Here is an 11551-nt window from a genome sequence, read left to right on the forward strand (position 1 = left end):
GGTTAAATCATGTCTGCACAACTGATCGACGGAATCGCCCTCTCCAAAAAACTGCGCGCGGAAATTGCTGCACGTGCTGAAAAACTCACCGCCGCCGGCAAGCAGCCGGGCCTGGCCGTGATCATCGTCGGCGACGACCCGGCCAGCCACGTCTATGTGCGCAACAAGGTCAAGGCTTGCGAGGATGCCGGCTTCTATTCGCTCAAGGAAGAATACCCGGCCGACCTGAGCGAGGCCGCGCTGTTGGAGCGTATTGCCGCGCTGAACATCGATCCGAAGATCCACGGCATCCTGGTGCAGATGCCGCTGCCCAAGCACATCAACGCGCACAAGGTGATCGAAGCGATTTCGGTCAAAAAGGACGTGGACGGCTACGCGGTGCTGAGCGCCGGCGAGCTGATGACCGGGCTGGAAGGTTTCCGTCCGTGCACGCCATATGGCTGCATGAAGCTGATCGAAAGCACCGGTGTCGACCTGCGCGGCAAGCATGCGGTGGTGATTGGGCGTTCGAACACGGTGGGCAAGCCGATGGCGCTGCTGCTCTTGCAAGCCAACGCTACCGTCACCATCTGCCATAGCGCGACCCCGGACATCGGCGTGTACACCCGCCAGGCGGACGTGGTCGTGGCTGCAACCGGCCGCCGCAATACGCTGACTGCTGATATGGTCAAGCCGGGCGCGATCGTGATCGACGTCGGCATCAACCGTAACGACGAGGGTAAGCTGTGCGGTGACGTTGATTTTGACGGCATCAAGGAAGTGGCATCGCACATCACCCCCGTACCGGGCGGCGTGGGGCCGATGACCATTACCATGCTGCTGATGAATACGGTGGAAGCGGCCGAGCGCGTTTAACGGTCGCGCGCCAGTGCACATCGCGCGTTGGCGCGAACTGCGTGTGCTGTTGCGCACAGCGCGTATGTTCGCGCGCGCGCACCGCACATGCTGGCGCGTGCACCGTCGCTCCCGCGCAGGCGGGAGCCTATGCTGAGCCAGCGTTCTATGGGTTCCCGCCTTCGCGGGAACGACGCTTGATAAAGGAAAAATATGACTGACGCCACCAATCCCCTGCTCGACTTCAGCGGCCTGCCGCGTTTTGACGCCATCCGCCCCGAACACGTGACCCCGGCCATCGACGACCTGCTGGCCAAAAGCCGCGCCGTGGTCGAACAACTGCAAGCGCCCGCCGACAGCGTCACCTGGGACAACTTCGTCACCCCGCTGGAAAACGCCACCGAACTGCTGGGCCGCGCCTGGGGCATCGTCAGCCATCTAAACAACGTGGTGGACACACCCGAACTGCGCGCCGTCTACAACGAAAACCAACCGAAACTGACCGAATTCTGGACCGAAGTCAGCCAGAACGAAGCGCTGTTCGCCAAATATAAAGCCCTGCGCGCCTCGGCCGAATTCGACACCCTGTCGCCGGCCCGCAAGCGCATCATCGACAACGCCATCCGCGACTTCCGCATGGGCGGCGCCGAACTGCCTGAAGACAAAAAGCCGCGCTTCGCCGAAATCCAGGAAGAGCATGCGATGACCTCCACCCGCTTCTCGGAAAACGTGCTGGACGCCACCAACGACTACAAGCTGCTGGTCACCGACGAAGCCGACCTGGCCGGCCTGCCGGACGACGTCAAGGCCGCCGCCCGCGCCGCCGCCGAGAAAGCCGGCAAGCAAGGCTGGGAATTCTCGCTGCACTTCCCGTCCTACTACCCGATCCTGCAATTCGCCGACAAGCGCGCGCTGCGCGAGACCATCTACCGCGCCAACGCCACCAAGGCGTCCGAACTCGGCGACGCCTTCAGCAAAAAGGAAGACTGGGACAACACGCAAAACATTGTCACGCTGCTCAAGCTGCGCGACGAGGAAGCCAAACTGCTCGGCTATAACAACTTCGCCGAAGTGTCGCTGGTGCCGAAGATGGCCAAGTCGCCCGACGACGTCATCGCCTTCCTCGAAGACCTGGCCCGGCGCGCGCGCCCGTTCGCCGAGAAAGACTTGGCGGAGCTGCGCGCCTTCGCCAGGGACGAACTGGGCATCGAGGAGTTGCAAGCCTGGGACATCGCCTACGCCTCGGAAAAACTGCAGGAGGCGCGCTACGCCTTCTCGGCGCAGGAAGTGAAGCAATACTTCCCTGAACACAAAGTGGTCGACGGCCTGTTCCGCCAGATCCAGAACCTGTTCAACGTCGAGATCAAGCCCGACAGCGCGCCGGTCTGGCACCAGGACGTGCGCTTCTTCCGCATCGAACGCGACGGCAAGCTGATCGGCCAGTTCTACCTCGACCTGTACGCGCGCGCCGGCAAATCCGGCGGCGCCTGGATGGACGACGCCCGCGGCCGCCGCGCCGACGCCGGCAATGTCCAGACGCCGGTTGCCTACCTGACCTGCAACTTCACGCCACCGGCCGAAGAGGATGGCGTGGTCAAGCCATCGCTGTTCACCCACGATGAAGTGATTACGCTGTTCCACGAATTCGGCCACGGGCTGCACCACATGCTGACCCAGGTGGACGAGCTGGGCGTGTCCGGTATTTCCGGCGTCGAATGGGACGCGGTCGAGCTGCCGTCGCAGTTCATGGAAAACTTCTGCTGGGAATGGGAAGTGCTGGAACACATGACAGCGCACGCTGTCACCGGGGCGCCGTTGCCGCGCGCGCTGTACGACAAGATGCTGGCCGCCAAGAACTTCCAGTCCGGCCTGCAAACCTTGCGCCAGGTCGAGTTCTCGCTGCTGGACATGCACCTGCACTACGACTACGACGCCAGCACCGGCCAGACCGTGCAGCAGCTGATCGACGACGTGCGCCGCCAGTTCTCGCTGGTGATCCCGCCGGCGTTCAACCGCTTCCAGAACTCGTTCAGCCACATCTTCGCCGGCGGCTACGCGGCCGGCTACTACAGCTACAAGTGGGCGGAAGTATTGTCCGCCGACGCCTATGCCGCCTTCGAGGAAGCGCAGAAGCTGGGCCCTGCGGCAGTGTCGGAAACCGGCAAGCGCTACCTGGCCGAGATCCTGTCGGTCGGCGGTTCGCGCCCGGCGCTGGAATCGTTCACCGCCTTCCGCGGCCGCGAGCCCAGCATTGACGCGCTGCTGCGCCACAGCGGCATGGCCGCGTAACAATTCGTTCCACTCTTCGCGCCGGAAAACGGCTGGTAGCAACATCGATGCCAGCGTTTTCCGGCGTTTTCGCATACACTGGATTCACCATGACACGCATCGACTTCCACACCAATGTTCCGGACAAAGTAGCCTACGCCTGCCGCCTGGTGCGCAAGGCCTGGGCCGCCAACAACCGCGTGGTGCTGATGGCCGACGATGCGGCCCAACTGGCGGAACTTGACGCGGCGATGTGGACGTTTTCCGCCACCGACTTCCTGCCGCACGTGCTGGCCGACGACGCGCTGGCAGCGCAGACGCCGATCCTGTTGACGGCGAACGATGAGGCGGAATTACCACACACGCACACGGAATTGTTGGTCAATCTGTCGCGCCGCGCGCCACGCAATGTGACACAGTTTGCGCGCATGATCGAAGTGATTTCCTCTGAAGAGGATGATGCGGCCGCCGGCCGCAAGCGTTACGTCGCCTACAAGCAGCAGGACTATCCCCTCACCCACTTTGTCGCAGGTAAATCATGAGCCAAGCATCGTTTGACGCCAGCATCCCTGTATTGACGGAAGTACTGAAGGCAGAGCAGACGGCCGAGTCGCCGCCCGCCGCCGTGCCGCCGCCGTCGGCCGCCGCCGCGCTGGAAGCGGCCGCCGTCGACGGCTGGACCGACGCCGAATGGGCGGTCATGGAGCATCGGCTGTCGGTGCGCATCATGCACCAGTTGCAATCGCGCGTGGACTTCGTGCTGGAACAGCGCATTAAGGACAGCATGGCCGAGGTGCTGAGCCACGCGCTGCACGACCTGACCAATGAAATCCGCATCGGCCTGCACGACACCATCGAGAAGATCGTCTCGCGCGCGGTCACGCAGGAGCTGACCCATCTGCAAGCGCAAAAGAAATAACCGTCATTCCCGCGCAGGCGGGAATCCATAGAACGCATCAACACCAACGCAGTATGGATTCCCGCCTGCGCGGGAATGACGACCGAGCCGCGGGATGACGACCGAGCCGAGGCAATGACGAACGAGCCGCAACGGTGCACCAGCCGCACCGCCCTGAAGCACCTTTGCATCAAATCAGGGAAACGCTCCAAAAAAGTTCAAAACCACCTGTTTGCCGCTTTGCGCGGCGATTTTTTTGTTGTACCTTGGTGGCCTTGCATACAACTTTTGGAGATTGCACATGCGGTTCAAGTTCATCCCACTGGCCCTGGTCCTGGCGTTCGCCGGCAGCGCCGGTGCGCAGGAAGTGATCAAGATCGGCCACGTCGGTCCCGTCTCCGGCCCGTCGGCCCACCTCGGCAAGGACAACGAAAACGGCGCCAAGCTGGCGGTCGAGGATTTGAACGCCAAGGGCATCAAGATCGACGGCAAGCCGGTCAAGTTTGTATTGCAGCTGGAGGACGACGGCAGCGATCCCAAGCAGGGCACGGCGGTCGCGCAGAAGCTGGTCGACGCCAAGGTCAACGGCGTGATCGGCCACCTGAACTCCGGCACCTCCATCCCCGCCTCCAAGATTTACCACGACGCCGGCATCCCGCAAATCTCGCCAGCCACCACCCAGACCAAGTACACGCAGCAGGGCTTCAAGTCGGCCTTCCGCGTGGTTGCCAACGACGCCAAGCTGGGCGGCTCGCTGGGCAACTACGCCGTCACCAAGCTGGGCGCCAGGAAAATCGCCGTGATCGACGACCGCACCGCTTACGGCCAGGGCGTAGCGGATGAGTTCGTCAAAGCCACGCGCAAGGGCGGCGGCGTCGAGATCGTCGCCAAGGAATTCACCACCGACAAGGCCACCGACTTCAACGCCATCCTCACCAAGATCAAGGCCAAAAATCCGGACCTGGTGTTCTTCGGCGGCATGGACTCGGTCGGCGGCCCGCTGCTGCGCCAGATGAAGGCGCTGGGCATCAACGCCAAGTACATGGGCGGCGACGGCATCTGCACCGAATCGCTGCCGAAGCTGGCCGGCGCGGCCAATGCCAACGGCATCGTCACCTGCGCCGAGGCGGGCGGCGTCACCGCCGAGCAGCAAAAGGGCATGGACGATTTCGTCGCCCGCTACAAGAAGAAGTACAACGCCGATGTGCAGATCTATTCGCCGTATGTGTACGACGCGGTGATGACCATGGCCACCGCCATGCAGGAGGCGAAATCGTCGCAGCCGGCCAAGTACCTGCCGTTCCTGCAGAAGATCAAGTACCAGGGCGTGACCGGCCTGATCTCGTTTGACGACAAGGGCGACATCAAGGACGGCGCGCTGACGCTGTTCACCTACAAGGATGGCAAGAAGACCAAGATCGAAGTCATCCACTAAAATAAAAAAGCGCCCTCGGGCGCTCTACCATCACACATCGTCATTCCCGCGCAGGCGGGAATCCACGGGCCGTAGCGGCGGACCGGCCGCCTCTACGGCAACGACCGGTCATTTCTGCGACAACACCCATTTCACCAGGGTCTTGGCGTCGGCTTCGTTGACCTGCGGATTGGCCGGCATCGGGATCGCGCCCCAGGTGCCCGAACCGCCCTTCATCACTTTGGTGACCAGCTTGGCTTCGGCGTCTTTCTGGCCGGCGTATTTGGCGGCCACGTCCTTGTAAGCAGGACCGACCAGCTTGGTCGCAACGGCGTGGCACGCCATGCAATTTTTTGCCTTGGCCAGATCCGAACCCGCATCCGCCATGGCGGCTTGCGAGGCGAATGCGGAGGCCATTACTACCCCAACCATCATCAAATTGCGTTTCATTATTCATTCTCCAAGTAAAGGCATACCAAATGCTGCCGGTCATTCTACCGCGTTTTACCTTGAAGCATTTAACGCTTAAGTCAAGTTAAAGGTTGACGACGTGAGGTAAGATACTAGCAAAGGAGAACAACATGCCACTGATTCTGCTGATCGTTGCTTTGCTTGTGCTGCGCTACTTTGAGGTGTGGAAGTTTGCCCAACTGTCATGGTGGGCGATCGGCGCCCTGGCGGTGCTGGCGTTTCTCTGGTTCGAGTTTATCGAGCCGATGCTGGGCTTTGACAAGCGCAAAGCCCATAACGAAGATGAAAAGCGCCGCAAGGAGCGCGTGAAACAGACCTTCGACAAGAAATGATCCGTCATTCCCGCGTAGGCGGGAATCCATAGGCCGTGTGACAGGATACTCAGCATGGATTCCCGCCTGCGCGGCGGTCCGCCGCTGCGGAATGACGGGGGTGGGGTTAGCGTTTCAGTTGCGACAGGTCGCGCACGGCGCCGCGGTCGGCCGAGGTGGTCAGCGCCGCATACGCCTGCAGCGCTTGCGACACATAACGGTCGCGGCCAACCGGCTGCCAGGCATCGGCGCCCTTGGCCTCCATCGCCGCCCGGCGCGCCGCCAGTTCCGCATCAGGAATGCGCAAGCCGATGCTGCGGTTAGGAATGTCGATATCGATCATATCGCCCTCCTCCACCAGGCCGATGGCGCCGCCCTCCGCCGCCTCCGGCGACGCATGGCCGATCACCAGCCCCGACGAGCCGCCCGAGAAGCGGCCATCGGTGAACAGCGCGCAGGCCTTGCCCAGGCCCTTCGACTTGATATAAGAGGTTGGATACAGCATCTCCTGCATGCCCGGACCGCCTTTCGGGCCTTCATAGCGGATGATGACCACATCGCCGGCATGCACCGTATCGCCAAGGATGGCCTCGACCGCCGCGTCCTGCGACTCGAACACGCGCGCCTTGCCGCTGAACTTCAGGATGCTCTCATCCACGCCCGCCGTCTTCACGATGCAGCCCTTCTCGGCCAGATTGCCGTACAGGACAGCCAGGCCGCCATCCTGCGAATACGCGTGTTCCTTGTCGCGGATGCAGCCGGTGGCGCGGTCCAGGTCCAGCGAAGCGAAACGCTCCGACTGCGAGAACGCCACCTGGGTCGGCACGCCGCCCGGCGCCGCGCTGAACAGCTTGTGCACGGCCGGATCGTCGCTGCGCTTGATGTCGTTGCGTTCGATGGCGTCGGCCAGCGTCGGCGCGTGGATGGTCGGGCGCGACGTGTCCAGCAGGCCGGCGCGCGCCAGCTCGCCCAGAATCGCAATGATGCCGCCGGCGCGGTGCACGTCTTCGATGTGGAACTTGTCGGTCATCGGCGCCACCTTGCACAGGCACGGCACCTTGCGCGAGATGCGGTCGATATCGGCCATGGTGAAGTCCACGCCGGCCTCGTGCGCGGCGGCCAGCAGGTGCAGCACGGTGTTGGTCGAGCCGCCCATGGAGACGTCCAGCGCCATGGCGTTTTCCCAGGTCGCCTTGGTGGCGATCGCGCGCGGCAGGATGGTGTAGTCGTCCTGCTCGTAGTGGCGCTTGGCCAGCTCGACGATCAGGCGGCCGGCGCGCAGGAACAGCTGTTCGCGGTCGGCGTGGGTGGCAACAATGGTGCCGTTGCCCGGCAGCGACAGGCCCAGCGCCTCGGTCAGGCAGTTCATCGAATTAGCGGTGAACATGCCCGAGCACGAACCGCAGGTCGGGCAGGCCGAACGCTCGATCTCCGCCACGTCGGCATCGCTGACGGTGCTGTCGCCGGCCTTGATCATCGCGTCCACCAGGTCCAGCTTGATGACCTTCTGGCCGCCGTTGACCACTTTCACCACCTTGCCCGCTTCCATCGGGCCGCCGGAAACAAAGATCACCGGAATGTTCAGGCGCATCGCGGCCATCAGCATGCCCGGCGTGATCTTGTCGCAGTTGGAGATGCACACCATCGCATCGGCGCAGTGGGCGTTGACCATGTACTCGACCGAGTCGGCGATCAGGTCGCGCGACGGCAGCGAGTACAGCATGCCGCCGTGGCCCATGGCGATGCCGTCGTCCACCGCGATGGTGTTGAATTCTTTCGCCACGCCGCCGGCTTTTTCGATCTCGCGCGCGACCAGCTGGCCCAGGTCCTTCAGGTGCACGTGGCCCGGCACGAACTGGGTGAAGGAATTGACCACGGCGACGATCGGCTTGTCGAAATCGCCGTCCTTCATGCCGGTGGCGCGCCACAGGGCGCGGGCGCCGGCCATGTTGCGGCCGTGGGTGGTGGTGCGGGAACGGTACTGCGGCATGATGCTTTCTCCTGGTGTTGCTCGACTGCTAAGGCGAGCTTAAAGATGCTGGCTTAGTATCACAGTTTGCGACCTCCCTACCGCAGTGTCAAATATATGATACCCACCTCGGTGATTCGTATAAAATATCACAGAGGATCAACCACATGGAATTGCGACAGCTACGCTACTTCGTCACCGTCGCCGAAGAACTCCACTTCGGCAAGGCGGCGCTGCGCCTGCACATGACGCAGCCGCCGCTGTCGCAGACCATCCAGGCGCTGGAGGCCGAGCTGGGCGCCGCCCTGTTCGAGCGCAACCGCCGCGGCGTGGCGCTGACGCCGGCCGGCGCCGCGCTGCTGCCGGAGGCGCGCCGCATGCTGGCGCAGGCGCAGGAACTGCCGCAGCTGGTGCGGCGCGCCGCCAGCGGCGAAGCCGGCCGCCTGACGCTGGCCTTCGTTTCCTCGGCCGACTACAGCGTGCTGCCGCCGTTTCTGCGCGCCTACCGCGCCGCCTACCCGCAAGTACAGATCACGCTGCAGGAATCCACGTCCGACCTGCAACTGGACGACCTGCTGCACAACCGCATCGACGCCGGCCTGCTGATCCCGCCGCTGCCCGAGAAGGCGCGCGAACAGCTCGACTACCTGCCGGTGCTGAACGAGCCGCTGGTGCTGGCCCTGCCCTCGGGCCTGCCGTTGCTGAAGAAGAAAGGCAAGCTGCACCTGAACGCGCTGCCGCCGCTGCCGCTGATCATTTTCCCGCGCGCGATCTCGCCGGCGCTGCACGACGCCATCCTGTCCGTGTTCCGCGCGGCCGGCGTCACGCCGCAGATCGGCCAGGAAGCGATCCAGATGCAAACCATTGTCAGCCTGGTGTCGGCCGGCATCGGCATGGCGCTGGTGCCGCAGTCGGTCTCCAACCTGATGCGGACCGGGGTAGAATACCGGGCGCTCAGCCACCCCACGCCGCTGGTCGAAACCGGCCTGGCCTGGCGGCGCGACAACGCCTCGCCGGTGCTGCACGGCTTTTTGGAATTACTACGAAAGAACGTCATATGCTGATACACCCGATGCCCGATCCGATTGCACTGCAACTGGGTCCAGTCGCCATCCACTGGTATGGCCTGATGTATGTGCTGGCCTTTGCGCTGTTCATCGCGCTGGGCCGCGTGCGCATCAAGCAGCCGCACATCGCCGCGCAGCAGTGGAAGAAGGAAGACCTGGACGACATGCTGTTCTACGGCATGATGGGCGTGATCATCGGCGGCCGCCTGGGCGAGGTGCTGTTCTACGAGCCGGTCAAATACTTCTCCGACCCGATTGAAATTTTCAAGGTGTGGCACGGCGGCATGTCGTTCCACGGCGGCTTTATCGGCGTGCTGGTGGCGATGTCGCTGTGGGCGCGCAAGGCCGGCCGCAACATCCTCGACGTCTACGACTTCATCGCGCCGCTGGTGCCGCTCGGTTACGCGGCCGGCCGCATGGGCAACTTCATCAACGCCGAGCTGCCGGGGCGCGTGGTCGGCGACCAGTCGCTGCCGTGGGCGATGCTGTGGCCGGACATCCGCTATCCGCTGCATCCGGACCCGGTGTTCCTGCAAGGGCTGCGCCATCCGTCGCCGCTGTACCAGATGCTGATCGACGGCCTGCTGGTGTTTGTGATCCTGTGGCTGTTCTCGCGCAAGGAGCGCCCGCGCCTGGCGGTGGGCGCCTTCTACACGCTGCTGTACGGTTGCGCGCGTTTCTTCACCGAATGGTTCCGCACGCCGGACTGGGAGACGCATGTGCTCGGCCTGCCGATCACCTCCGGCCAGGTGCTGTCGCTGCCGATGATCGTCGCCGCCATCGCCATGCTGGTGTGGTCGTACAAAGCCAACCAACGCGGCCGCGCCCCACTCAAGTAACCCGTCGTTCCCGCGCAGGCGGGAACCCATAGGGCGCGTGCCACGATGCTCAGCATGGATTCCCGCGTGCGCGGGAATGACGAAGGTCAGGCTAGCAGTTTCAGGATGGCTTTCCACTGCGCCGGCGTCACCGGCGTAATGGACAGGCGACTCCCCTTCTGCAGCACCACCATATCCTCCAGCGCCGGAATCGTGCGCATCTCCGCCAGCGGCAGCAGACGCGTTTTACGCATACCCTTCACATCGATCGAAATCCAGCGCGGCTGCTCCGGCGTCGCCTTCGGATCGTGGTACTTGCTCTTCGCGTCGAACTGCGAAGCATCCGGATAAGGCGTACTCACGACCTCCGCCAGCCCGGCAATCCCCGGCTCCGGGCAGCTGGAATGATAAAACAGCACCCCATCGCCCACCTGCATCTGGTCGCGCATGAAATTGCGCGCTTGGTAGTTGCGCACGCCGAACCAGGCCGTGGTCTGCCGCGGCGACGCCATCACATCGTCGATACTGACTTCATCCGGCTCGGACTTCATCAACCAATATTGCATCGGAATCTCCAGACGAAAAAAGCGGCTGCGCATTCACATGCTTGCAACCGCTTTCTAGTTGAATAGGGCCCCGCCTGTGCCGTCTTGCCGGCATCCCGAACCAAGAGGCTCAGGTGGTCACAGTTAGTTCAATTTCGGGTTCATCGAACGAGCGACGCTCACGCCCATCGAACAAATTTCCGTAACCGGTGCAAAAGAATGGTTCAAGGAATATATGACAAGTCTCGAACACTGCAGGGTAAGAAGAGTTTACTCTCTTGTGCGCCGCAAAGGAAGGGCTGATCCAATTAAAAACTGCTTAAAACAGCGCTTCCTGTGGTGTCAGCGCGGCGTCCAGCACTTTATTCATGGAGGCGATCTTGGTCTGCACTTCCAGCAGCGACATGTCGGACAACGGCCCTTGCGGCGCCTTCACCGTCAGGAATTCCGCCGCCACGGCCAGCGCCGCCATCACGGCGATGCGGTCGTTGCCCTTGATCTTGCCGGCGTCGCGGATCGAGCACATCTTGCGATCCACCAGGCCGGCCGCCTTGCGCAACGCCGCTTCCTCTTCTTCCTTGCAGGCCAGCTTATAGCTGTTGCCCATGATGGTCACGTCCACCTGGATCATCGTGCTTCCTCGTTTTCAGGCTGCTGGGTTTCGTCGGACGCGGCGGTGTCGCCGTTGTCCGGGGCGGGGATGTGTTCCAGCAGCGCCTCGACCCGCGAGGAAGCCTCGCTCAGACGGCGCTGATAGCCCATGTTCTCCACCACGAGGGCGGCGTTGGCCTGGCGTAGCTGGGCGTTCTCCCGGCGCAGCGCGGCGGTCATCTCGGCCAACTGGTCGATTTTATCGGAGAGTTCTTGGAATTCTGAAATCATCCCGCCACTATAGGCAGCGCGCGGGATGCCGTCAACCGAATCGCGTGTTTGCGGTCAACAAGCACGCGATTTAT

General features: G+C 63.0%; 13 protein-coding genes and 1 other RNA gene. 8 read left to right on the top strand and 6 right to left on the bottom strand.

Annotated elements, in window-relative coordinates; genetic code table 11:
* The first annotated feature begins 9 nt into the window (after window positions 1-9).
* From folD to ACRQ5J_RS23795, 5 genes are all read left to right on the top strand, one after another.
* Complete coding sequence (gene folD / locus ACRQ5J_RS23775; RefSeq protein WP_432380351.1) at window positions 10-855, top strand: bifunctional methylenetetrahydrofolate dehydrogenase/methenyltetrahydrofolate cyclohydrolase FolD; 846 nt, start codon at window positions 10-12, stop codon at window positions 853-855.
* 192 nt (window positions 856-1047) lie between these two features.
* The gene (locus ACRQ5J_RS23780; protein WP_432380352.1) at window positions 1048-3123 is read left to right on the top strand and encodes a M3 family metallopeptidase; all 2076 of its coding nucleotides are present in this window, start codon (window positions 1048-1050) and stop codon (window positions 3121-3123) included.
* Between the two features lie 89 nt (window positions 3124-3212).
* A complete protein-coding gene (locus tag ACRQ5J_RS23785; RefSeq protein WP_432380354.1) occupies window positions 3213-3644 on the top strand; it encodes a DNA polymerase III subunit chi in 432 nt (143 codons plus the stop codon).
* Window positions 3641-4021 carry a hypothetical protein gene (locus tag ACRQ5J_RS23790; protein ID WP_432380356.1) on the top strand — a complete coding sequence of 127 codons (381 nt, stop codon included), beginning with the start codon at window positions 3641-3643 and terminating at the stop codon, window positions 4019-4021. The genes ACRQ5J_RS23785 and ACRQ5J_RS23790 overlap by 4 nt, the downstream gene beginning before the upstream one ends.
* A gap of 280 nt (window positions 4022-4301) precedes the next feature.
* Window positions 4302-5435, top strand: a complete 1134-nt coding sequence (locus ACRQ5J_RS23795; protein WP_432380357.1) for a branched-chain amino acid ABC transporter substrate-binding protein — start codon at window positions 4302-4304, stop codon at window positions 5433-5435.
* A gap of 108 nt (window positions 5436-5543) precedes the next feature.
* Here ACRQ5J_RS23795 and ACRQ5J_RS23800 read toward each other — a convergent pair whose 3' ends face one another.
* Window positions 5544-5864 carry a c-type cytochrome gene (locus ACRQ5J_RS23800; protein WP_432380359.1) on the bottom strand — a complete coding sequence of 107 codons (321 nt, stop codon included), beginning with the start codon at window positions 5862-5864 and terminating at the stop codon, window positions 5544-5546.
* Between the two features lie 131 nt (window positions 5865-5995).
* Here ACRQ5J_RS23800 and ACRQ5J_RS23805 point away from each other — a divergent pair, with 131 nt between their 5' ends.
* Complete coding sequence (locus ACRQ5J_RS23805; RefSeq protein WP_432380361.1) at window positions 5996-6217, top strand: TIGR04438 family Trp-rich protein; 222 nt, start codon at window positions 5996-5998, stop codon at window positions 6215-6217.
* Between the two features lie 106 nt (window positions 6218-6323).
* Here the strand turns inward: ACRQ5J_RS23805 and ilvD are convergent, their stop codons facing one another.
* Window positions 6324-8186 carry a dihydroxy-acid dehydratase gene (ilvD, locus tag ACRQ5J_RS23810; RefSeq protein ID WP_432380362.1) on the bottom strand — a complete coding sequence of 621 codons (1863 nt, stop codon included), beginning with the start codon at window positions 8184-8186 and terminating at the stop codon, window positions 6324-6326.
* Window positions 8187-8332: 146 nt separating this feature from the next.
* Between ilvD and ACRQ5J_RS23815 the strand changes: the two genes are divergently transcribed.
* Both ACRQ5J_RS23815 and lgt read left to right on the top strand, forming a co-directional pair.
* Window positions 8333-9229: a LysR substrate-binding domain-containing protein gene (locus ACRQ5J_RS23815; RefSeq protein WP_432380364.1), complete on the top strand. Its 897-nt coding sequence runs from the start codon at window positions 8333-8335 to the stop codon at window positions 9227-9229.
* Complete coding sequence (gene lgt / locus ACRQ5J_RS23820) at window positions 9223-10071, top strand: prolipoprotein diacylglyceryl transferase (RefSeq protein ID WP_432380365.1); 849 nt, start codon at window positions 9223-9225, stop codon at window positions 10069-10071. The genes ACRQ5J_RS23815 and lgt overlap by 7 nt, the downstream gene beginning before the upstream one ends.
* Before the next feature lie 86 nt (window positions 10072-10157).
* On the opposite strand, the gene ACRQ5J_RS23825 is transcribed toward lgt, so the two are convergent.
* The 4 genes from ACRQ5J_RS23825 to ACRQ5J_RS23840 all read right to left on the bottom strand — a co-directional run bounded on the left by ACRQ5J_RS23825 (window position 10158) and on the right by ACRQ5J_RS23840 (window position 11477).
* Window positions 10158-10616, bottom strand: a complete 459-nt coding sequence (locus ACRQ5J_RS23825) for an EVE domain-containing protein (RefSeq protein ID WP_432383717.1) — start codon at window positions 10614-10616, stop codon at window positions 10158-10160.
* Between the two features lie 63 nt (window positions 10617-10679).
* Window positions 10680-10859, bottom strand: a non-coding RNA gene (gene ssrS / locus ACRQ5J_RS23830) — 6S RNA.
* A 55-nt stretch (window positions 10860-10914) separates the two neighbouring features.
* The gene (locus ACRQ5J_RS23835; RefSeq protein ID WP_432380367.1) at window positions 10915-11226 is read right to left on the bottom strand and encodes a cell division protein ZapA; all 312 of its coding nucleotides are present in this window, start codon (window positions 11224-11226) and stop codon (window positions 10915-10917) included.
* Window positions 11223-11477, bottom strand: coding sequence for a hypothetical protein (locus ACRQ5J_RS23840; RefSeq protein WP_432380369.1), 255 nt, complete (start codon window positions 11475-11477; stop codon window positions 11223-11225). Before ACRQ5J_RS23840 ends, ACRQ5J_RS23835 begins: the two co-directional genes overlap by 4 nt.
* Window positions 11478-11551 lie beyond the last annotated feature (74 nt).

The sequence above is a fragment of the Duganella sp. P38 genome (assembly GCF_050859475.1).
Classification (GTDB): Bacteria; Pseudomonadota; Gammaproteobacteria; order Burkholderiales; family Burkholderiaceae_D; genus Rugamonas.